Source organism: Pantoea sp. 1B4 (genome assembly GCF_016925765.1).
Lineage (GTDB): Bacteria > Pseudomonadota > Gammaproteobacteria > Enterobacterales > Enterobacteriaceae > Pantoea > Pantoea agglomerans.
Map to the genome: position 1 here is coordinate 111594 of NZ_JAEUWZ010000004.1, position 22443 is coordinate 134036.

20 protein-coding genes and 5 pseudogenes are annotated in these 22443 nt (G+C 51.7%); 8 read left to right on the forward strand and 17 right to left on the reverse strand.

What is annotated here, in order from left to right; all coding sequences use genetic code 11:
* Positions 1 to 38: 38 nt before the first annotated feature.
* Positions 39 to 826 (reverse strand): annotated as a pseudogene (locus JNO11_RS21270) (SDR family oxidoreductase).
* A gap of 148 nt (positions 827 to 974) precedes the next feature.
* Here JNO11_RS21270 and JNO11_RS21275 point away from each other — a divergent pair.
* Positions 975 to 1868 carry a LysR family transcriptional regulator gene (locus JNO11_RS21275; protein WP_311973897.1) on the forward strand — a complete coding sequence of 298 codons (894 nt, stop codon included), beginning with the start codon at positions 975 to 977 and terminating at the stop codon, positions 1866 to 1868.
* 34 nt (positions 1869 to 1902) lie between these two features.
* On the opposite strand, the gene JNO11_RS21280 is transcribed toward JNO11_RS21275, so the two are convergent.
* The 9 genes and pseudogenes from JNO11_RS21280 to JNO11_RS21320 form a co-directional block, all read right to left on the reverse strand.
* Positions 1903 to 2892: an aldo/keto reductase gene (locus JNO11_RS21280; RefSeq protein WP_311973896.1), complete on the reverse strand. Its 990-nt coding sequence runs from the start codon at positions 2890 to 2892 to the stop codon at positions 1903 to 1905.
* Between the two features lie 26 nt (positions 2893 to 2918).
* Positions 2919 to 3770 (reverse strand): aldo/keto reductase, encoded by an 852-nt coding sequence (locus tag JNO11_RS21285; RefSeq protein WP_311973895.1) that lies wholly within the window; start codon positions 3768 to 3770, stop codon positions 2919 to 2921.
* A gap of 232 nt (positions 3771 to 4002) precedes the next feature.
* Entirely contained in the window at positions 4003 to 5067 is a 1065-nt protein-coding gene (locus JNO11_RS21290; protein WP_311973894.1) for an alpha/beta fold hydrolase, read from the reverse strand.
* A gap of 107 nt (positions 5068 to 5174) precedes the next feature.
* Complete coding sequence (locus JNO11_RS21295; RefSeq protein WP_325177859.1) at positions 5175 to 5759, reverse strand: flavodoxin; 585 nt, start codon at positions 5757 to 5759, stop codon at positions 5175 to 5177.
* Between the two features lie 9 nt (positions 5760 to 5768).
* On the reverse strand, positions 5769 to 6530 hold the full coding sequence (locus tag JNO11_RS21300) for a carboxymuconolactone decarboxylase family protein (protein ID WP_311973892.1): 762 nt from the start codon (positions 6528 to 6530) through the stop codon (positions 5769 to 5771).
* Entirely contained in the window at positions 6508 to 6987 is a 480-nt protein-coding gene (locus tag JNO11_RS21305) for a cupin domain-containing protein (protein WP_311973891.1), read from the reverse strand. The genes JNO11_RS21300 and JNO11_RS21305 overlap by 23 nt, the downstream gene beginning before the upstream one ends.
* 44 nt (positions 6988 to 7031) lie before the next feature.
* A pseudogene (locus JNO11_RS21310) lies at positions 7032 to 8512 on the reverse strand (heavy metal sensor histidine kinase).
* A 15-nt stretch (positions 8513 to 8527) separates the two neighbouring features.
* Positions 8528 to 9209, reverse strand: a pseudogene (locus JNO11_RS21315) (heavy metal response regulator transcription factor).
* A 14-nt stretch (positions 9210 to 9223) separates the two neighbouring features.
* Complete coding sequence (locus JNO11_RS21320; protein ID WP_311973888.1) at positions 9224 to 10390, reverse strand: aldo/keto reductase; 1167 nt, start codon at positions 10388 to 10390, stop codon at positions 9224 to 9226.
* A gap of 288 nt (positions 10391 to 10678) precedes the next feature.
* On the opposite strand from JNO11_RS21320, the gene JNO11_RS21325 reads away from it, so the two are divergent.
* The 3 genes from JNO11_RS21325 (at position 10679) to JNO11_RS21335 (ending at position 12644) form a co-directional block, all read left to right on the forward strand.
* Positions 10679 to 11689, forward strand: a complete 1011-nt coding sequence (locus JNO11_RS21325; RefSeq protein ID WP_325177870.1) for an alpha/beta hydrolase — start codon at positions 10679 to 10681, stop codon at positions 11687 to 11689.
* Positions 11690 to 11961: 272 nt separating this feature from the next.
* Complete coding sequence (locus JNO11_RS21330) at positions 11962 to 12306, forward strand: nitroreductase family protein (RefSeq protein ID WP_325177860.1); 345 nt, start codon at positions 11962 to 11964, stop codon at positions 12304 to 12306.
* Between the two features lie 11 nt (positions 12307 to 12317).
* Complete coding sequence (locus tag JNO11_RS21335) at positions 12318 to 12644, forward strand: nitroreductase family protein (RefSeq protein ID WP_325177861.1); 327 nt, start codon at positions 12318 to 12320, stop codon at positions 12642 to 12644.
* A 7-nt stretch (positions 12645 to 12651) separates the two neighbouring features.
* Here JNO11_RS21335 and JNO11_RS21340 read toward each other — a convergent pair whose 3' ends face one another.
* The 7 genes and pseudogenes from JNO11_RS21340 to JNO11_RS21370 form a co-directional block, all read right to left on the reverse strand.
* Positions 12652 to 13854, reverse strand: a complete 1203-nt coding sequence (locus tag JNO11_RS21340) for a multidrug effflux MFS transporter (RefSeq protein ID WP_325177862.1) — start codon at positions 13852 to 13854, stop codon at positions 12652 to 12654.
* 377 nt (positions 13855 to 14231) lie between these two features.
* Positions 14232 to 15305 carry a tyrosine-type recombinase/integrase gene (locus JNO11_RS21345; RefSeq protein WP_325177863.1) on the reverse strand — a complete coding sequence of 358 codons (1074 nt, stop codon included), beginning with the start codon at positions 15303 to 15305 and terminating at the stop codon, positions 14232 to 14234.
* Between the two features lie 283 nt (positions 15306 to 15588).
* The gene (locus JNO11_RS21350) at positions 15589 to 16344 is read right to left on the reverse strand and encodes a hypothetical protein (protein ID WP_325177694.1); all 756 of its coding nucleotides are present in this window, start codon (positions 16342 to 16344) and stop codon (positions 15589 to 15591) included.
* Position 16345: 1 nt separating this feature from the next.
* Positions 16346 to 17329, reverse strand: a complete 984-nt coding sequence (locus tag JNO11_RS21355; protein ID WP_325177864.1) for a tyrosine-type recombinase/integrase — start codon at positions 17327 to 17329, stop codon at positions 16346 to 16348.
* Positions 17330 to 17396: 67 nt separating this feature from the next.
* Positions 17397 to 17630 (reverse strand): annotated as a pseudogene (locus JNO11_RS21360) (DNA polymerase V subunit UmuC); the annotation flags it as partial.
* An 8-nt stretch (positions 17631 to 17638) separates the two neighbouring features.
* Positions 17639 to 18087: pseudogene (gene umuD, locus JNO11_RS21365) on the reverse strand (translesion error-prone DNA polymerase V autoproteolytic subunit).
* A 476-nt stretch (positions 18088 to 18563) separates the two neighbouring features.
* Positions 18564 to 19244 carry an SOS response-associated peptidase family protein gene (locus JNO11_RS21370; protein WP_325177698.1) on the reverse strand — a complete coding sequence of 227 codons (681 nt, stop codon included), beginning with the start codon at positions 19242 to 19244 and terminating at the stop codon, positions 18564 to 18566.
* A gap of 137 nt (positions 19245 to 19381) precedes the next feature.
* On the opposite strand from JNO11_RS21370, the gene JNO11_RS21375 reads away from it, so the two are divergent.
* The 4 genes from JNO11_RS21375 (at position 19382) to JNO11_RS21390 (ending at position 22293) form a co-directional block, all read left to right on the forward strand.
* On the forward strand, positions 19382 to 19759 hold the full coding sequence (locus JNO11_RS21375) for a S24 family peptidase (RefSeq protein ID WP_285089024.1): 378 nt from the start codon (positions 19382 to 19384) through the stop codon (positions 19757 to 19759).
* Positions 19760 to 19761: 2 nt separating this feature from the next.
* Positions 19762 to 21024, forward strand: coding sequence for a translesion error-prone DNA polymerase V subunit UmuC (gene umuC, locus JNO11_RS21380; protein WP_325177699.1), 1263 nt, complete (start codon positions 19762 to 19764; stop codon positions 21022 to 21024).
* A 240-nt stretch (positions 21025 to 21264) separates the two neighbouring features.
* Entirely contained in the window at positions 21265 to 21564 is a 300-nt protein-coding gene (locus tag JNO11_RS21385) for a ParA family protein (RefSeq protein ID WP_325177865.1), read from the forward strand.
* Positions 21565 to 21753: 189 nt separating this feature from the next.
* Positions 21754 to 22293 (forward strand): hypothetical protein, encoded by a 540-nt coding sequence (locus tag JNO11_RS21390; protein ID WP_325177866.1) that lies wholly within the window; start codon positions 21754 to 21756, stop codon positions 22291 to 22293.
* Positions 22294 to 22443: the final 150 nt, after the last annotated feature.

The window sequence follows — 22443 nt, forward strand, 5'->3', positions numbered from 1 at the left end:
GTAAAGCCGTACCCAAATCTTCAGTTGATAAATGTTCATTAGATTGATTTTACGTGTTTTGAAAACAGATTCAGCTCGTTAATAATGCATTCAGGTTCTTCGCTTAAAGGCATGTTGTTCAAATCCAGAACCCCGTCATTTTTTTGAGGACTATCTGCCTGCAAATCCGCAAAGAGAGGTGTAAAATCTGGTTGGACTTCCCCTCGCTCTGCGACCAGCTCAAACGTTTTATTTATTGCCGCGCGGTTATTCAACGCACTGACCAGCACCTGGGCGATTTGCTTTCTGGATATCACACCATCTTCCGGCGTTCCTGCATGGCGTCGATCCCCCCTGGAGCATAATGATTTTATGCTCATTATCATTATTGTAATCAAACCAGCCAGGCCTGACTATGGTATAGGGATGGCCACTCGCCCTGACCAGACGTTCGGCACGTCTTTTCCAGTCATGAACCTCAGTACGTTGATTCCAGGTGCTGAGCCGTTCAGTCACGCCAATCGTAGTCATTAAGCCTATGCGAACAGGCGTATCCATGAACATTCGTAAAATGTTACGCACACCGCCGTAATCTATCGCTCTGGCACCAATACGCCCCTGTCCATCGGAACCGAGAGTGAAAATGACAGCATCAATATCTTTTGGCAAACCGGTGAGTGTTTCAGGCATTGAAACATCGCCGTAAAAAAACATCCGTTCCACGAGGAAGCAATTTTGCTTTGCGCTTATTTCTGACCAGCGCTACGGGCTGATGGCCCATTTCAAAGGCGGTATTCACGACATGAAGACCAATACTTCCTGTCGCCCCGGCAATGAGTATTTTCATAATAAACTTTCTGATAATTAAGGCTTATTTTCGATACAATCAGAATATCAATTATCATACTTGTCAGTAACAGGGCTAAGATGATTGTGTCTATGAATACCCTTCATAAGTATGCATTGAAGGGAATGCCTCCATAAGGAAATCGCCGATGCTGAAAGAAAACTTCAATGAACTGCAAATCTTTCTGGTGGTAGCAAGGGAACGAAGTTTTACCAAAGCAGCGGGCAAGCTTGGGGTTTCTCAGTCTGCACTCAGCCACGCGATGAAGGCGCTGGAGGAAAGACTGAATATCCGTCTTCTGACCCGCACGACCCGAAGCGTCGCGCCTACGGAAGCAGGGGAGAGAATTATTGCCTGCCTTGAACCCCGTATCGCCGATCTTGAACAGGAGCTGGAATCGCTTGTACAATTGAATGGGACCGCCTCCGGCAATATCCGTCTATCTGCCGGGGAGCATGCCGCGCGAAGTCTGGTATGGCCGAAGTTAAAACCCTTTCTCAGTGAATATCCGGAAGTTAATCTCGAACTGGTGGTTGATAACGGCTTTGTCGATATCGTCGAAGGGCGTTTTGATGCCGGGATCCGTCTGGGCGAAAGCGTGGATAAAGATATGATCGCCGTAAAGATTGGACCGGATATACGCATGGCTGTGGTTGGCGCACCATCCTATTTTGCCGCTTACCCCGTGCCCGAAAAACCTCACGAGCTACAAAATCATCGGTGTATCAATATGCGCCTGCCGACTTCCGGTGGACTTTACCACTGGGAGTTTGAGAAGGAAGGGAAACCGTTACGGGTCAGAGTGGAAGGGCAGGTAACGTTTAATTTGCAGGCGGAAAGAATTGATGCTGCTTTATCCGGCTTTGGCATAGCCTGTATACCGGAAGACAGGGTGCAGGATTATATAAAGTCAGGAGAGCTTATTCAGGTTATGCAGGACTGGTGTCCGTCTTTTCCCGGATATTATCTTTACTACCCAAGCCGTAAGCAGCATCCGCCCGCTTTTGCGCTGATGATCGATGCACTTCGCTACTCGGAATAATGGGTCCGCCATACGCGGTGGACCCGTCCGGGTATTAACGGCCTACGCGAGCCTGGTGCTCAGGAGAGTAACGGTCGCCAACGATTTCAATCGTTTCAAGCGCCTGTGTTAACTGGCGCGAGTCATCCTGCGAAAGAATGATGTCGACAGCCTCCAGGTTTTCCTCCAGTCGGTGTAGTTTGGTGGTACCAGGGATAGGAACAATCCACGGCTTTTGTGCCAGCAGCCATGCAAGAGCGATTTGCGCAGACGTCGCGCCTTTCTCTGCAGCCAGTTCACCCAACAGGGAAACCAGCTTTTCATTGGCTTCAATCGCCTGTTCAGCGAAACGCGGTACGGTGCTGCGATAATCATCCTTACCAAACGTTGTTCCTGGTTTAATCGATCCTGTCAGGAAGCCCTTGCCTAATGGGCTGAAGGGAACGAAACCAATGCCCAGTTCTTCCAGTAACGGCAGGATCTCCTGCTCTGGCTCGCGCCACCACATGGAGTATTCGCTTTGCAGCGCAGTGACAGGTTGTACAGCGTGCGCACGACGAATGGTTTTTGCGCCAGCCTCGGACAGACCGAAATGCTTGACTTTGCCTTCAGCAATCAGGTCTTTCACGGTTCCCGCGACATCTTCAATGGGGACATCCGGGTCGACACGGTGTTGATACAGCAGGTCAATGACATCAGTCTTAAGACGGCGTAATGATCCCTCCACAGCTTCACGGATATGCTCCGGACGGCTGTTTAAAATCTGCTGCTTATTGTCATCGCCAAAGGTAAAACCAAACTTAGTAGCGATGACCAGACGATCACGAAACGGTTTTAAGGCATCCCCGACAACTTCTTCATTAAGGAAGGGGCCGTACACTTCAGCGGTATCGAAGAATGTGACGCCTTGTTCAACCGCTGCGCGAATGAGCTCAATAGCCTGACGGGTATCAGTCGCCGGACCGTAGCCGTGGCTGAGGCCCATGCAGCCGAGTCCAAGTGCGGAGACTTCGAGTCCGGATTTACCCAGATAACGTTTTTGCATTGAATGAATACCTCATTTATCGCGACTTAAACATCCAGTTTGCGGCCAGTCAGCCATTCCACCATCGCCGGGTCGCGGTGAGAAAAGAAGGCACTGGTTGCAGTGTCAAGGGCGGCAATCTGTAGCATATCTTCAGAACTGAGTTCGAAATCGAGAATGTTGATGTTCTCTTCCATGCGTTCTTTTCGCACCGATTTCGCCAGTGAAACGATGCCTCGCTGGTAGATCCATCGCAGTACAACCTGACCCACACTTTTACCGTACTTCTGCCCAATCGCCGTCAACACGGGATGCTGGAACAGACCATTTTTACCCTCAGCAAAGGGGGCCCAGGCTTCCGGCTGAATGCCACGGCTCTGCATCCATGGAACGGCATGCAGCTGCTGGTTGAAGGGGTTAACTTCAATCTGGTTTACAGCAGGGGCCACTTTGTTGAAGGCGATAAGATCGGCCAGCCGGTCAGGGTGGAAGTTGCTGACGCCAATGGCGCGAACTTTGCCTGCCAGCTGCAGTTCTTCCATGGCACGCCATGCTCCGTGGACATCACCGTAAGGCTGGTGAATTAGGTACAGGTCAACATAGTCAAGTTGCAGTCGATTCAGGGAACGTTCGAACTGTGCTTTAGCACCTTCGTAACTGGTATCCTGCAGCCACAGTTTGGTTGTGACAAAAAGTTCGTTACGTGCAATATCGATCTGTTTCAGTGCGTTCCCGACCTGGGTTTCATTCTGGTAAGACGCTGCGGTATCGATCAGGCGGTATCCCGTATCGATGGCATCAATAACGGCGCGTTCACATTCAGCGGCATCTGTCATCTGGAAGACACCAAAGCCCAGCAGGGGCATTTCAACACCGTTGTTCAGTTTTACAGTTTGCATGACGTTATCCTTCAGCTGTTGTCCAGAAAAAGCATAACGCAAAGTAATTTATTCTATTAGATAGGGTAATTAGCTAGGGTTTATTAGGTGCATTCATTAATTTGAGCGGGCTGACGGTCAGCCTTGTGCGCAACACATTCAACATTTTTCCGCCAGGGTCAGGTCACTTATTTTTTATAAAGATGATGTTTGTATTGAGCCTTCAGTAATGAAGGCTCACTATTATCTTGTCCTACTGCAGTTTATTTTCTTTCAGGAACTGACTGACCAAATCGGCGATCTGGACATTATTCAGGTCAGAGAAAGGGAAGTGGGTATTACCTTTTATACCGGCCTCAGGCAGATGTGTAACCGTCACATGCCCGCCATGCTTGTTCACCACATCACGCCACTCACGAGCCATTGCCAGACGTACGCGCCAGCTGTCCTGCGCGGGCATGGCTACAGGCTTATCCGGTATGTTATCGCCGTAAATAATCAGAATCGGGATTTTAGTCAGGGCCATAAACTGCTCCATTGGCACAGGCTCGCCCTTCAGCGTGTCAAATGCGCTTGGCATAGGAGCAGGGAGTTCTTTTTCCGGGAAGACAAAGCTGCTGCCAGGCTCGAAGGCGACAATGGCTTTGACCTTGTCGTTTTTCATCGCCGTGTACCAGCCCGGCCCGCCACCCTGAGAGTGGGTGAAGAGGATTGCCGGGCCTGATTTATCCACGACGGCGGACATCGCATCAGAGATAACATTGATATCAAACGGCCCGGTATTCGGGGTCATCTGACGGAAATACTGATTCAGCGCCTCTTTGCTATGAGAGAACTGAACGCCTTTAAAATACTCTGGCCACACGCCAACCCGGAACTGGTTAAACCACATCTGCTCGTCCGGTTTTGGCAACACAGTACCTTCTACAGTAGTGCGCCCGGCGCTGCCCCGACGCGGCTGATCGACAAGATAAGTTGAGAACCCGCGACGCAGGAATATGTTCTGGAACCCTTCGCGACCATCCGGGGTGCTTTCCCAGGTACGGGAGAACTGACCTGCGCCGTGCAGCATGACAATAGGGTATTTATGCGGATTCTCCGGGATTTGGTAGAACACAGACGCATGATCGCCATGATAGGTTTGGCCGGCAGATTCCAGCGGCTTTTTCGCGTCAAATTTCCCTGGTGCGGAGATGACGGTACCGCCAGCAGAAAAGCTTCCCTGGTCCTGGATGATCAGTGGCTCGGCATATACTGACTGAGCCACCAGGCCACCTGCCATCACGCAGATGGCCAGCGTTTTTAAAATCGTCTTCAAGATTACATCCTCTGTTATGTTTGCCGTTCGATCATATCTGAGTTGTCAGCGTTAATTATTTAGCATCCCTGATTGCCCTTATTTGGCAGACTAATGAATGCAGATGTTTAACTGCGTATGGTCTCTAACCAACTGGTGACCATTTCAGTGGTTCTTCGCTCCTGGTCGCATTCAATGACCAGCGGTTTTTCCCTGCGGGCTGTTGGGGTGAGGCTGGCAAGAATGTCGTCGCTGTCTCCTTTACCGTAGCCGCCATGAGTAATGAAAGGGATGAGTAATTTGCCCGCAAGGTTATGGCTGCTGAGAAACGTTTGCACTACGGGAGGCACGCTGGTCCCCCAGATAGGAAAGCCTAAATACACAGTCTCATAGCGTGAAATATCTGTGACGCTATTTTTTAATGCTGGTTTTAATCCCCGCTCATGCTCATTTTTCGCCTGCTCAACAGTCTGAAAATAGTCTTCCGGGTAAGGCGTGGCCGGTTCAATTTCAAACAGATCTGTGTTCAGGCTACGGTGAATGACGCCCGCAATCACCCGTGTATTTCCGCTGCGGGAAAAGTACGCTACCAGAACTCGGCTTTTACCCTGCACGTTTGCGTTTCCGGTAGTTGCTGATGCCAGAGAGACATTCGCCAGCGTGAGCCCGGCAAGCGCCGTAATCAACATTCTGCGAGTGGGATCAAGATTCATAACCAACTCCTAATTATTTGCGAGCGCCTGCTGCAACGCCTTCTCTGCCCGCACAGCTGCATCATTTTCGCCATGTCCACGCAGAATCTGTACCAGCTGGCGGAGCTGCGCTGCCGTCAGGCCGACCCGCATACTTGCTCGCGTATGCGATAACAGCTGGGCCTCAACGCCGGGTGTGGCCGCTAACGCGCCAACCGTTGCCAGCTCGCGGCTTTGCCAGTCGAGGTTATCGCGGGCGAAAATGTCCCCGAACAGATGCGTTTGCAGGAACTGGTTAACGACCGGGGCAAAATCAAACAGGGGTCCCTGGACGGGGGCGCCGGAGATTTTCGTCTGGTTTGCGGTACCGACACGGCGAAGCTCATCTCCAACAGGGATCGGGGCAACCGGCTCTTTACCCTCTACGTCTTTAATGCCACGTTGCTTACGCGCTTCGACGACCTTCATCAGTTCATTAAGTGCATTCAGGCTGCGAGGGAACCCCGTGTAGGCGTAGAGCTGGACGAGAATCTCTTTGGTTTCGTTTATCGTGAGCCCTGCGTCAAGACCCTGATTCAGGCCTGCATTCAGCTTATCCATCTGACTGCTGGCCATCGATGTCGCAATCAATGGGATGGCCTGCTGGCGCGCTGACAGCGTATCTGAAACGGTTTGTTCGTGGTTTGTTGCTGAGGCTCCTTTACTGACGGGCGCAGCATTTACCGTGAGACCAAAACCAGAGGTCAGCAGTACCGCTGCCGCCAATGCTTTAATGGGCGTGGTATTGTTCATCTGTCACTTTCTCCATCCAGTTAACGCTTTTGCCATCCACAATCCCGGTTATCGCCAGATGCGTCATCGCGCTACCGGGTGCCGCGCCGTGCCAGTGTTTGACGCCCGCCGGGCAAGAGACAACGTCACCCGCGCGGATAACCTGCACCGGCTGACCTTCCTGTTGGGTGAGTCCAACACCTGAAGTCACAATAAGCCGCTGACCTGCCGGATGCGTATGCCAGGCGGAACGGGCACCAGGTTCAAAAGTGACATAAGCTCCGGAAACACGAATGTCGTTATCTGGTTTGAACAAAGGATCAACCCGGACGCGACCGGTAAAGTTCACCTCTGGCCCATATACCGCGTTCTGACTTCCGGCGGGAGCAATATGGACAGCGGGATTTTGCTCCGCCGCCCAGGATGAAAATGTAAAGAGAGGCAGTAATAGCCCCAGGTAACGCAAATGTCCGATCATGCAAAGCGTCCTTATCAGTGAAAAAGGAATTGCCTGCGATGATTTTATCGAGGGGTGAATGACGTCAGGCTGACGCCCCCCCTGACAATTCTGTCAGTTAACCCGGGGCCCGGCTCAGTGCCGGAGTGAGCATTGCTCTCCGTTTTATCCCCTTGTGTCTCAAAGGTGAGGCCAAATGTATTGATTCCACCTTCACTACGGGCGAAGACGTCTCCACGGTGCATAATGGCGACGGCTCGCACGATCGACAGGCCCAGCCCATGATGGGTGTCACTCCTGGCTCGGGAGGAATCTACACGATAAAAGCGCTCGAAAAGCCGGTGTAAATGCTCTGGTGCTATCGGATTGCCAGGGTTTGATACTTCAACATACGCTTGATGACCTTTTTTGCTTAACCGAACAGTAACCGTGCTACTGGATGGTGAATGTCTTGCGCTATTTTCCAGTAAATTGGCCAGTGAACGATGGAATAACCGCCTGTCGATGTGCGCGATGACGTCGCCCGCAACATCCAGCGAAAGCTGTTTTTCAGCAAAAGAGGGTTCAACATATTCCGCTGTTTTCAGGGTTTCTTCGCGTAGCGATACCTGCGTAAGCTGGGAAGCATGTTCACCAGCATGTGCATGAGACAGGAACAGCATGTCGTTAACTATCGATGTCATGCGTTCAAGCTCTTCAAGATTTGAACCGAGTAACTCTTCCAGTTCATAGTGCGAACGTCGGCGAGACAGCCCCAGCTGCGTCTGACCGATCAGGTTAGTCAGGGGGGGTACGGAGTTCATGGGCAACATCAGCGTTAAAACTTTCGAGCTGTCGCCAGGCTATCTCCTGACGCTCCAGCACACCGTTAAAAGATGAGGCTAACTGCTGCAATTCTTCAGGTAATGCACTGGTATTCAGGCGCTGGCCATGGTCTCCCGGTGCGAGATGCCGGGCCTGTTTACTGAGCGTTCCAACCGGGCGAAGCCCGATCCTTGAGACGATGTATCCCAGAAAGGCGACAATCACTACGCCCAGTCCAGCGATGATCAGCAGTGTACGTGTGAATGCATCTAGTGTTCCCATGTAAGGCGTGGAGTCGATGGCAACCACATAGCGCAGCGCCGGCCTTTCGCCGTTCGCGGGTATAGTTTTCACTAACAGGAACAGTGAGCACGCACCTTCCGTTGCGCCGGGCACTTTATTAAAGCCCTCCCGCAAATAAGACCACTGAACACCCACTGGTGGCATTCCCCCCCATGCTAAAGCGTGGGTTATCGCTCACGATCCAGTAGCGAACGCGTTCGCCTTCGGAGTTGGTTAGCAAGGTGAATTTACTGGCCAGCGCAGACCAGCCGTCAGCCGAGGTTCGTGCGGTTATCCACGGACTCATTAATGACTCCCGGAACAACAGCTCGTTGTGCATCTGCTTTTGCAGAGAATCATGCAAAGAACTTCGCAGCAGGATACCGATAACGGAAACAATCAGCAGCGCGGATAATGCAAACATCAGGGCCAGGTGAACGGAGATGGAACGCTTAAGCATGCTTAGCCCCTTGATTTATTCAGTCCGGACTTCGAGGACATACCCCATTCCACGAACGGTATGCAGCAGTTTGACGTCGAATGGAGCATCAACTTTGGCCCGCAGACGTTTAATAGCGACCTCAACCACGTTGGCATCGCTGTCAAAATTCATGTCCCATATCTGCTCAGCAATCATCATCTTTGACAGAATCTCCCCCCTGATGCCGCGCCAGAAGGCTCAACAGGGAAAATTCTTTCGCGGTCAGTTCCAGTCGTGTTCCGGCGCGTAATACCCGACGAGCCAGTAAGTCGAGATTCAAATCGTGAATTTGCAGTTGGGTAATATCTGCGCCATCCGTGGAGCGGCGACGCACCAGTGCCTGAATGCGTGCCACCAGTTCAATAAGCGAAAAGGGCTTGGGCAGATAATCATCCGCGCCAAGACGAAGCCCTTTAACGCGCTCGTCGACCGATCCCCGTGCAGAAAGCATCAGCACCGGCGTCTGCCTGGCTGCTCGCACACCCTCAAGTACCCGGTAGCCATCCATCCCCGGCAACATCACATCCAGGATTATCGCGTCGTAGTCGAACTCCAGCGCGTAATGAAGACCTTCAGCGCCATCTGCAGAGACATCTACCATAAATCCGGATTCACCTAACGCACGGCTGAGATAGGCTGATGTTTTTTCTTCATCTTCGACCAACAACAGGCGCATAACGGCACGTCCTCTTAACTTTTCAACGGTGCTTCAACATCTGAATAAACCTGCACTGCATCCGGCAGACGTTGCCCCTGGATAGTGATGGCATCCAGTGAGCGGGTGAGCTCGGTCATCTCTGTGGCAGTCAGCGATACGCCAGTAGCCGCTGTGTTTTGCAGCATATGGTCTTTATTGGTGGTGCCGGGGATCGGGACTATCCAGGGTTTACGAGCCAGGAGCCATGCCAGTGCAATCTGGCCCGGTGCCGCATTTTTTCTTATTGCCCAGGATTTCAGTAGCTCAACCAGCTGTAAGTTGTGCGGGAGGTTGTCGGGAGAGAAGCGCGTTTCTGTCGCCCGTATATCACCGGCAGCGAATCGGGTTTTTTCATCAATCCAGCCCGTTAAGAACTGCACGCCGAGTGGGCTCCATGGCACGAATCCAATTCCCAGCTCTTCACACACCGGAAGCACCTGCTTTTCAGGGCCACGCCAGAACATGGAGTATTCACTTTGTACGGCGGTAACGGGCAATGCCGCATGGGCGCGTCTTAGCGTGTTGATGCCCATTTCGGACAGCCCCCAGTGGAGGACTTTTCCCTGATCCATTAAATCCTTAATTGCACCGGCGACATCTTCGATCGGAACCTGAGGATCAACCCGGTGCTGATACAGCAAATCAATGCGGTCGGTACGCAGTCGTTTGAGCATGTTTTCGACGACCAGTCTGATATGCTCCGGTCTGCTGTTAAGACCCGGCAGGCGCTTGCCGGTCTGCTGATCAATGTTCCAGCCAAACTTAGTGGCAATAACAATTTTGTTTCGGAAAGGAGCGATACCTTCCCCGAGAATTTTCTCTACTTCCCAGGGGCCGTAGGCTTCAGCTGCGTCGAAAAACGTCACGCCTTCATCAAATGCCCGGCGGATGACATTCACCATCTCGGGACGCCAGGGAACAGAGGTATCATATTTTCGACTCATGTTCTGGACGCCCAGACCAACGGCTGAGACTTCCAGCTTCCCGAGTTTACGATTGCCCGGAGCTGCAGGGCGTTGGCTGATTTGTCTGGATGAATCAGCCTGAGAAGACTGGCTCGCCGCCGATACGTGAGGGATCAACGAGGAGGCGGCAATACCTGCCCCGGCGACTAATAGCTTGCGTCGCTCTGGCATTGTTGGGTCATTCTGGCTTTTCATTGATCGCTCCTATTCTCACAAAATTGAACATGAATCTCATTTTAGCGAGACCATTTTGCCTGCTGATTGCCAACATAAAGCTGACGGTTACCTGACAGCATTGTCAGAAACACTTACCCGTCTCAGTCCGTTCCTGACAAAAATGTTATTTACCTGTCACGATGCTGACAGTCCTCTCTCCCTAATCTGAACCGGCAAATTTAATTCTGCGAGCCTGCATAGCCAGGCTGACGCTCATCGGGAGAGACCATGAAATTCACGTTTATAAGTGCAATACTGCTAACGGCAATGGCTGGAGTAACCTCAGTCAATGCGGCTGATTACAAAAAAAATCCATTCACACTCGTCTATGACGGTGCCATCACCGAGAATGTTAAAGGCAAGGTCAACATTCATCCGGTGAAGTACGATCTGCATGGCATTCAGATTGCCGCGAATGTCTATACCCCTGCTAACTACGATCCCGCAAAAAAATACCCTGCCGTAGTGGTCGCGCATCCTAATGGCGGCGTAAAAGAACAGGTCGCCGGGTTATATGCGCAGCGTCTTGCTGAACATGGCTATATTACGATTACCGCCGATGCAGCCTACCAGGGGGGCAGCGGTGGTATGCCTCGCAGCGTGGATAAACCGGCCAACCGTATTGAAGACGTTCACGGCATGGCTGACTACATCAGCCAGTATCCGGGGGTTGATACTTCCCGCCTCGGTCTGCTTGGCATTTGCGGAGGCGGTGGGTATTCACTTGTTGCGGCCGAAACTGACAAGCGGTTCAAATCGATAGCAACCATCAGCATGTTTAATTCAGGCCTTGTGCGCCGCAACGGTATGCAGGATTCACAGCTGGATACGGTCCAGCAGCGTCTTGAGCAGGCTTCTGACGCACGCGCTCAGGAAGCGGCCGGAGGCGAAGTGCTTTACTCCGGTGATGCTAACCTGACTGATGAACAGATCGCTAAATTGCCTTTTGCCTTATATCGACAGGGCTACGAGTACTACTGGAAAACCCACGCACACCCGAACTCAACGTTTAAATACACCACAAGCAGCCTGTTAGACCTGATGAGCTTTGATGTAACGGACCATATCAATCTCATCAATAAACCCCTGCTGATGATTGCCGGTACAAAAGCGGATACGCTCTATATGACTAAAGATGCGTACGCGAAGGCCACCGGTACGAAGGATAAAGAACTTTTCCTGATCGATGGCGCTACTCATATCGAGACGTATTGGGTTCCTGAATACGTTGACCAGGCAATGCAAAAATTAGACGTTTTCTTCGATAAGAATATTTAGTCAGCCTCCGATGACGCCCTGGCCGCGCAGGCTGGGGCATGTCCATCAGCTATAGTCATTTTCGGCTGCATCTCACATTATCTATTCATGCAATATCCCCAGATTAACGAAGTTTCGGTTCAGGATAATTACGCCAATCAAATAGGCGCTATGAATGAAATTCATAGACCTAATCTGGAACAGGGCATAAAAAAACAATGAGTCTGATGTGACAGGATGGATCTGAAAAGAGTGAATCATTCACTTCAGACTACTTTCAGGCGGAGAAGCAAATGAGTTCGCAGGAGCCAACATTCAGTGAGGTAGTAAAAAACAGGTACTCGGCCAGAGCCTTTCTTCCATCTCCTGTCCCCAGCGATGCGCTCAAAGACATTTTGCTCGAGGCGCAATGCGCGCCATCCAACTGCAATACTCAGCCCTGGTCCCTGCATATCGTTGCAGGAGAGAAGCTTCGTGAATTAATCCACGCACTGACGGAAGATTTGAGGGCTGGGAACTACAGTCCTGATTTCACGTTTGATAAAGAAGCCTATCCCGAACCATTCAGGCAACGGGCTTCGGAGCAAGGGCGCTCGTACTATCAGGCACTGGGTGTTGCGCGGGGGGGGATAACTTAAGCCGCTCAGAAGTGGTGGAACGTAACGTAAAGTTTTTCGGAGCGCCTCATGTTGCTCTGTTGTTCATTCCTGTTGTTGGGGACAACGTTCGTGTTGCCTCTGATGCCGGGATGTATGCACAGACATTCCTGCTTTCTCTGGCAGCTCGTGGTTACGCAGGCGTTCCACAGGCAGTACTGAGTTATTTTGCCCAAACGGTGCGTCGGATCTTAAATGTTCCTGAGAGTTTCAGGCTGCTATACGGTATTTCTTTTGGGATGCCAGATAAAACGCACCCCTCCCTGAGTTACAGGGAAGGGCGGATATCTATAGATGAAAGTGTCGTCTGGCATCAATAATGAAGTTTTATTTTTTTAGCTGAACGGTCAGTGCCATCAAGGCGCTGGCCGCTGTAAATAACGCAATTATCCAGCCCATCGTCCATGGCGTTCCATCACTGAACAGAGCGAGAAGAAGTGAAGAGATGATGCCACTGCCATATTGCAACGCTCCCATTAGCGCCGATGCAGAACCTGCAACATTGGGCACTGCGTCAAGTGCGCAAGCTGTGGATGTCGCAGCGATGATGCCATTCATAGAAAAAAACACGAACACAGCGCCGACAATCACGGTAATGCCACCTACCTTCAGCCCAGTCGCGACCGCCAGCACTATTGCGGCAATAGTGGCGATAAATACGGCATTCCTGAGCAATGCTTCCAGCGGATAGCGGTGAACCAGGCGTCTGTTGACCATACTCACAGCCATTAATCCCACAACGTTTACTGCAAACAGCCAACCGTAGTGTTGCGGATCAACACCGAAGTACGTGATGTACACAAACGGAGAGCCCGTGATAAAGGCGTAGGCCGCGACATAATAGAACGTCAGGCACAGAGTAAACTGCATGTATCTGGCGTTGGTTAGCAAGGCATAGTAGTTTTGAAAGGCTCTGGTTACGGAGGTTTGCGAGCGTTTTTCAGCAGGTAATGTCTCCGGTAACCAGAATAAAGACATCAGCATTAATGTTCCGATAATCGTCAGCAGCCAGAAAATGGCATGCCACGAGGTCACTTTAATCATTTGCCCGCCGATCAGTGGACCGGCAATTGGCGCGATGGCCATAATGATCATCAGTGTTGAAAGCATTTGTGCTGCACGAGTGCGGCTAAACAGGTCACGGATCATTGCTCGTGCCAGCATCGGACCGGTACAGGCACCTAACGCCTGAAAAACACGCCAGAAGACAATTTGCTCGATATCTGTTGATAACGCGCAGCCCACCGAGCCGATGATGAACAGACCCAAGCCGATAAACAGCGGCTGACGACGCCCGTAACGATCGCTAATCGGTCCCCAAATCAGTTGTGCGATGCAAAACCCGATAAGGAACCCTGTTATTGTCAGCTCTGCATCACCCTGCAAATCTCTGGCCATGACGGGCATAGCCGGAAGATAAATGTCGGTTGATAAAGAGGTAACAGCCATTAAGGCGCTGAGAATGAGTAGAAACGAAAGACCGGTTTTTTTAGCTGTAGCCGACTGCGTACTTGCCTGTTGATTAAGCATGGTGATCCGTTAGAAATAAAGAGAGAGGGCATGTTAACGGGTTTGTGCATGCTGATAATCACAGGCGGGAGGATAGGGACTATGAATGACATTCATTAATGTTGTGAAGAGCCGGAGCAGTGAAAGAATGGTTTGAACAGGCACTTATGTTAGGCCTTACGGAAAGCAATCGAGGTATCGTTTCAGGCTCGATTTGTGATTGCAGACAAAGACACGAATTATCAGATCATAAAAAAAGCATATCTTCATGTCAGTTTCGTCACAAAGCCGCCGATTAGCCTAGCGTAAGCTAATTCCCGTTTTCCAGGCGGATCCATTTTAGAATTTACTGTGGATGTCTGCTATTGGCACTTAGCGGCACATTTTACCTTCCAGGTTTAAGGGGTAATTTTTTTAAGAGCCTGTTCAATTTTCTCTGCGTCCTGTTCCACTATGGCTTTCTCATCGGGTTTGAGCGGAACTTCCTCAAGGTAACGTCTGACAGAGGCCTTACTTTCCAGTATCAGTCCGCGCGCGCTCTGCTTAAGCAGATTAAAATCGCAACCGATGCAGGCCATCCGGTGCTGACAGCTGCTCCAGAAGGGATTCGTGCAGTACGAATCGCCCAAGTCATAATACGTTGCAGGCCCGGTCAGGCTGGCGGCGTCAGGATCGTGATCAATCAGCACGCTTATCATATGAGCGACACGGTCTGCTTTGACGAAAGAGGCGGCCAACTGCGTCGGGCGGATACGCAGATAATGCATGGTGGACTGAGGCGTTGAATGTCCGGTCCACTGCATCAGTTCGTACAGCGACATGCCCTGCGGGACGCTGGCCAGCGCGGTCACCGCTGAGGCCCGTCCCCGGTGGCTGGTTATCGTTCCGCCACTGTCTTGTAAAGGCACGCCCGCGCGTGCGCAGAGCATCGGTATCACCGTGCGGTTGAGGATGGTGCTGCCGGCAGGCTTACCGCGATACTGAAACAGCAACCGGACTTTCTCACCGGTCCGCTCATCGGCGAGCATAGCCTGGTCTGCCGGACGTTCATCCAGCCAGATGTCGACGTACTTTTTCACCACCGCCGCCACCGGTTTTACAAAGGCTTTTGAGGTTTTTCCAGCAGGGATATGCAGGTAGCACAGGGTTCCTGCCGGAATAACACTGCCGTCGTCCTTCACGATATCTTCCGCCTGCGGCGCGATGCAACCGGTGGTCAGGCGGAGCAGTTCGCTCTTTCTCAGCCCCGCATGGGTCCAGATAACGGCCACCGCCTGCAGCATGGCAAGCGGATAATGTATTTCAGTGAGCAAGTCTTCCTGACGCAGATTCAGGCTGGCCCAGATGAGCTTCAGCCAGACCGGATCGTCGATAACACGGGGATTGACGCCACGACGGAACAGGGGCGTGTCCGGTGTGGAAAGATGGCGGGCAGGGCTGAAGCGCAGGCGCCCCCCAGCCCCAGTTTTCATAATCAATCATAAACCGGCGGAGCGAATAGATAAAATGCGCCCTGGAATGCGGCATCATTGGCTCGCCGGAGCGCACCGATTTGCGGGTGCCCCTTTCCGTGCCCAGCTGAAGTTCATCCACGTTCATCCGGCCTACCGCTGCGATGAAGCTGGCACAGGTTTCCATCGTCCAGTCTGCCGGTTCCCGCACCTGCGGATGCTCCTTTGTCAGCCAGAGGCCGCAGCGCAGAATAAAGCTATACTGGTTCTCACGGGTGCGCGGCCTGAGCACAGACGTTTCCCGCTAGCGCCGGCACCAGTGCACCCAAGCGGGGTGGATTCCTTCCACCGGCTTTTCGTACCATTTTGTATAGTTTCGCATCCTCATCGGGGCGCTGATAATCCCTAGCGCAGCCAGACCGTGTGAAACCCGCCCGACATATCGGGAGGTCCCTGCGTCCATGCCGGACTGGACCTGCCACAACAGGTCTGGTGTAAATGTCTCAAGCCGTGGGTCCCTGTTTACTATCATCAGCGTTGCCAGTATGCCGGATATGTGATTTTTCTGGCTGGCCGGGGCATAACCCAGCGACGTCAGCGTATCGGTCAGCCGTTGCAGCTCCTGATAATAAAAAGCCTGGCCAAAAATGGCAGAGGCATAAAGCGCGGGTTTGCGGATATCGGGCAGGCTGAGCGGATCATGCAAATCCGCCAGATGCCAGGCAAAGGCAGCCATTAACGGACGGCCCTCCCTGACTTCCCGGCAGAGCGTATGCCAGCGTTTCTGCGGCCACCACCAGCAGGGCATGTCGGCTGCAAGCATTTCGCGCAGCAATCCGGCTATCACCAGCCCGGTGATTTTGCTGCCACATCCGCTTGCGGCGGCAATATCCATCAGCGGCCTGATAAGGTCAGGTGCAGGCTTCATCCGTAACATACCGGACCGGCTGTGGGAGCTGGTCAGCGCCTTCCGTTCAGCGGAGGTTAGCGACGTTTCAAGCCGGTATTCGGTCATGTCAAAGGGACGCCAGCTGTTTTCAATCGGTTTGTGCGGGCTCATGTTATTTCTCCGCGCTGAAAATGAGGTTCGCCATCCTGATATCTGCCGTTTCAATCGCACCGGCCATCCTGGCGGCAAGATCCCGCCCCGACAGGTGAATATAAATCTGGGTGGTCACCGGATCGCGGTGCCCTGCATAGGTCGCAAGCTCGTGCAGCTTCCAGCCCGCGCGGGCCAAATGCGTCAGACGAAGGTGCCGGAATGTATGGGTTGAGATGGCCGACATCCCGGACTCAAGCGCCCATTTCCGGACCGTTTTGCTCCAAGTCCAGAATGAAAGCGGCGCGCCCAGATTCCGGTCGGACGCGGAACGGAACAGGGCACCCTGGGCGATTCCGACCCGCTTCATCTGCATGAGGTGGGCTGCCAGCACGGGCACGGCTGCCGGGCTGTAACAGACAATACGCTCCCGCCGGCTCTTGGTGGTTTCTGCCCGGATACGGATAAGACGGTGCGCGAAATCGAAGTCTTCGATACTCAGCGAAGTGACCTCAGACCGCCGCAGCGCACCGTAATAGGTTAGTGCCAGCATCAGGCGGTCACGCAGGGGCGAGGCGGCGGCATGAAAGAGAAAAAACTGCCACTGCGAATCGTCAGGAATGCGCGGCAGCTTTACGATACGGGGAACCAGTCCCCGGCCGGAATTCAGAATGCCGGGAGCGCCGGATCGGGGCAGCGGATTGACCGTGCAGAGGTCCAGATATATGAGAAAGTCATACCAGAGGCGGATTGCAGATAGGCGAAGCTGGAGCGTGGCGCTGGCCGCAGGAAAAGGCATGCCGGGTAGCTGAGGGCTGATGTACGCGGCCAGGTCTTCAAACCGGGCCTTTTCGGGTTCGAGCCTGCGCTGGCTGCAGAACGCAAAGTAATGGTGAAGGGCACTACGGTAGGCCGTGAGCGTCGCCTGCGCCCGCCCCAAATCGGATAACAGTTTCAGCCAGCGCTCTGCCAGCAACAGAACCTGTTCATTTGGTGGAATCAGCATTGTGTTCACCTCTGTCAGCAGTTGTGCTGCTCAAAGTTTACTCAGTGAATGTTGCATTCCACTTAATGTGATAGAGCGCGTAGTTCGAACTGAATACATGTACGCGCTCGCTGAAATCCTGATTTTTAACCTGGAACCACGGTGCACCCATTTTGATGCCCAGTTTTTTTGCGCCCGCGCTGCGTGCGATGACGCAGCCGTCGTTGTTAGACAGCACAACAACGGGTTTACCGCGGAGATCGGGGCGAAACAGCGCCTCGCAGCTGGCGTAAAACGAGTTGACGTCGGCGAGCCCAAACATGGACATGGTCACCTCCGCCGGGCTCGGGTACTGTTAAAGAACCAGGTAACAACACCGAGCAGCTGCAGTTCCTCCGGATAGATTACCGGATAGGCCGGATTCGTCGGGAGCAGGGCAAGTATGGGCTGTAATTGCAGACGCTTAACCGTAAATTCACCGTTAACCTCAGCGATCACGATGTCGCCGTGAGCCGCATTCTCTGCCCGATCAACAACCATGACGTCACTATCGCAGAGACCGAGGTCCCGCATGCTGTTTCCACTGGCGCGAACGAAGAATGTCGAGGCGCGCCTGCGGATGCAGAGCTCGTTCAGATCAAGTTCTTTCTCGACGTAATCCTGAGCGGGGGAGGGAAGCCGGCGGCGCACGGATCAGCATACAGCGGCACCCGGACGCGGGGCGTAAACAGGGGGGGCCAGAGCAGTGTCAGGCCTGCTGCATAGTTACCCGAATTCATGACCAGATACTCCGGTCATGTTGTCTTATCACTGCAGAAACTCTGTTGAAATAGCGCATAAAATTCCTCCTCTTATTTTACTGTTTATATGTACAGTATTATTGAGGCGGATTAATCTGGCAATAGGGAGCGAGACGGCTACTTATTAAAGCGAATCTATATATCTGAAGGGTCAGGAAATTTTATGAAGATCAGCCTGACTTTCAGTGCCGGACTGAGCTAACAATAATGCGTTATATATGTATGTATGATGTGTAAGCAGTCCATGCCGGCATCGGTGAAATGACGCTTCCTCGCCACGGCTGTTCGTTCCTCGCTGCGCTGCGGTACGCCTCAGCCGGGCCTGCGGCGAGCGTTACAATTGCACGTTCAGGGAAAGAAATACCGCACCCTTATTACTCTTATGGCTTGCCCATACCGGCAATAATAGCCGTCTGAGAAATGCCCTATATAAAGTTTTGTGAACTGTAAGCGAGTCAATCCTTATCTGCCGGTAAAGGCTCGATAAGCTCACTGCCCTGGTGATGAATATTGCCTACTTTTTTGCTGACAGGATGCCAGGTAAATGCTTTTTCCGGAACGGCAGCGTCATGAGCAATTTCTTCAGCACGCGCTGGAGACGTTTCTTCACTGAGCCATTCACGAACGGCATCAGGCGTAATGACCAGCGGCCGCCTGTCATGTATATCGACCATGCCCTGATTGCTGGCTGACGTGACAATCACGAAGCCCTCTTTGCCGTGATCCTGCCCGTACGGCTGCCTGCCGATGGCGGCGAAGAAAAGTGGCTCCTTTTTTTTGTGAAAGATGAAGAATGGCTGCTTCTCACCACCTTCTTTCTGCCATTCGAACCAGCCGTCAGCAGGCACGATAGCGCGGCCATGATTCCAGAGAGGCTTAAACATGCGGCCGCTCGCAGCCGTCTCACCGCGCGCGTTGATAAGTGGCTGCTTATCCCACCATTCCGGTCCGTAGCCCCAATATACCGGATCGAGGCGCAACGAATCTTCCTGTTCGTTTAGCAGTAACACTTTAGTGCCTGGTGCTACGTTAAAGCGCCCGAGAGGTTCCGGATCGAAGGTTATTTCGTCCGGTTTCAGGCCGAGTGAGTCAAAATAATCGTCGCGGCTGCTGTACTGCGCAAATCTTCCACACATGGTTACCTCCTGCTGCTGTTGTAAGGATAGCGACGTATACTGATATCAGGAGTATTAAATGCGCCTGCATGACGGACACCCGGTCGTTATCAGGTTCACCTCATAAGGCTGAAAAGCTGTAAAGAATGGAGCAATTCATGGCCTTTCAGAGTCCGGCCCAGAACTACACCGAAACGCGCCTGAGTCTGGGCGATTTGGTGCATCTTTCCCCTTACTCTACCTATCTGATGCGCAGCGAAAGCGACTGTCCAGATGCAGGTGTTATTAAAGGGTCCGTGCTGGCCATCGATCGCGCGCTGACACCGGCACACGGTCAGTTAATCGTTGCCGAGCTCGAGGGAGAACTGACACTGAGGCGCCTGCTGCTCAATCCGGTTCCCGCCCTGCAGGCGCTGGACGCGGACGAAACTGTTACGCTGCTTGATGTAAGCCAGGTGCTGCCCGTGTGGGGAGTGGTCGCCTATTCCCTTACCGATGTAGCCGGAGTGGGGTTTAACGGACCAGCTGGAGATTAGCAATGTTTGCGCTGGCCGATGCCAACAATTTTTACGCCTCATGCGAAACCGTCTTCAGGCCGGACCTGCGCGGCAAACCTCTTGTCGTCGTGTCTAACAATGACGGATGCGTCATCGCGCGATCGGCAGAGGCTAAACGCTTAGGGATTAAAATGGCCGCACCCCTGTTTCAGAACGAGCGTTTTTTCAGGCAAAACGGCGTTCAGGTGTTCAGCTCTAATTATGAGCTTTATGGCGACCTGTCTGCACGCATGATGGCCATCCTGGGCAAGATGGCTGCGGGACAGGAAGTCTATTCCATTGATGAATCTTTCCTGGATGTCACAGGAATTGGCAGCCTCATCCCGCTTGAAACGTTCGGACAGCAGATGCGCGAGCGCATACGGCGGGAGACAGGACTGATTATCGGTGTGGGGTTCGGCCCGACCAAAACGCTGGCCAAACTGGCCAACCATGCGGCCAAAAAGTGGACCCAGACCCGGGGAGTCGTGGATCTGTCTGACCGGAGTCGTCAGCGCAGACTCCTGCATCTGACCGATGTCAGTGATATCTGGGGCATCGGCCAGCGCATCAGTCTGCGGCTTAATCAGCTGGGAATCACTACGGCTCTGCAGCTGGCGGACAGCAACGTCAGCATGATACGAAAGAGTTTCGATGTCATCACGGAGCGTACAGTAAGGGAACTGAACGGCGAGTCCTGCCTGGCACTTGAGGATGCACCGCCGCCGAAGCAGCAGATAGTGAACTCACGTTCTTTCGGGCAGCGTGTCACACAGCGGGAAGAGATGCAGCAGGCTGTGGTCCTTTACGCCACGCGCGCCGCAGAAAAGCTCAGGGAGCAGAATTCGCGCTGCCGCCATATCAGCGTGTCCATCGCCACCGGCCGGCACGGCGATGAGCCGCAGTATTCAAACACTGCCTCTCGCATTTGTGACTATCCGACCAATGATACGCGTGACATTATAGAGTCAGCGCTTCGTGGCCTGGGCACGATCTGGCGGGATGGATACAGATACGCCAAAGCTGGCGTCATGCTGGGAGATTTTTACCAGTCCGGTGTGGCACAGTTGGACATGTTCAGTGAACAACAGCCGCGTGCAAACGCTGATGCACTAATGGCCGCTCTGGATACTATTAACCGTTCGGGTAAGGGAAAGGTGTGGTTTGCGGGTCAGGGAGATCGCGACAGTATGTGGCAAATGAAGCGTGAAATGCTCTCGCCGCGTTACACGACGAGATTAAAGGATATTCCAAAGATAAAGTAGCAATCTTACTTCTTTTTTTAATGTCAGATAGCGTTACAATATGACATCTTAGTTCTCTAGTGCGGGTACCGTTATGGAGGAGTAAGACAAAGGAATCAAGATTTTTATTTTTTACTGTCTGATGAATTTCATCCTGTACTAATTTTTATTTTAGCTAATTTTTTCCCATAAAAACTAGACTGGTAATGTCCTCACCAAGGAAAATGATTCAATAAATTAATTCAAACTGTGAGGAATACAATGCCAATTTTATCGTTATTTAATCATAAAGGTGGGGTCAGCAAGACCACTACTACTTATCATCTGGGCTGGATGCTTGCTAATAAAGGCTATAAGACTTTGATTGTGGATACCGATCCACAGTGTAATTTAACAAGTTTAATTATTGGTGACGATGAGGCAGAGGATTTCTATAGTGGTAAAGACTGTATCGATATCTATTCATGTATTGAACCCCTAGAGAAAGGAATGCTGGGAGGCGTTAAAAAAAGCAAATCCAATTCCGACAAAAAACCCCAATTTATTTTTACTCTGCGGTAATCTAAAATTATCAGGATTCGAAAATCAGCTCGCCTTCGCGTTAACTGCGAGTGAAGGTATCCCAGCAGTGAGAAACATGCCGGGGAGCCTGAGTGAAGTTCTAAGAGCTGCCAAAAAAAGATAATGGATTTGATTATGTTTTAATTGATATGAGTCCTAGCGTCGGAGCTCTAAATCAATGTCTTTTTTATGAGTAGTGATTACTTCCTTGTACCTACAACTCCTGATTTCTTTTGTAAGCAAGCCATTAAATCATTATCTGAAGTAATACCTAACTGGAATAATACTATAAATCCATTTAGGAAAGATGAACTTGCATACTCAATTCCAGCAGAACCGCCTAAATTTATCGGGTTCCTTTCCCAAAAATACCGGCCTCGCAGTAATGCACCAGCCAAGTCTTTCCAGAAGTGGATTGATATAATTCATACTTCTGTTAATGAAGAACTGGTGCCTGTTTTGGCAAAAGAAAATATGATCGTCAATACTCAAGGAAAAGAGTATTTATTCGAAAATGGAGAGCCGTATAACATTGTCAACATATCAGATTTCAACTCGCTTATAGCTCAATCCCAGAAACATAAGACTCCTGTTTTTGAACTTAAGGATGCGGAGATTGAGCAAAGTGGTAAAATCCTCGTGAATATGAAAAAAAGTCAGCGCGATTTCCTGTATGTGTTTGAGGGGTTTGCTGATAATATTGTTGGACTGACAAGAAGCTCAGTTTAAATTGTAAGATAGGAAGTAGCGCCCTGGTTAGGGCGCTGATATTAATGTTTTTTTAGTTCTGGCGATATTTAGTGACCCTGTAAGCCCATAACTGGTATCGTGCATTTTTTTTTTACTTTCATAACGCATGGTGTAGCCAAAGCTTGTCTG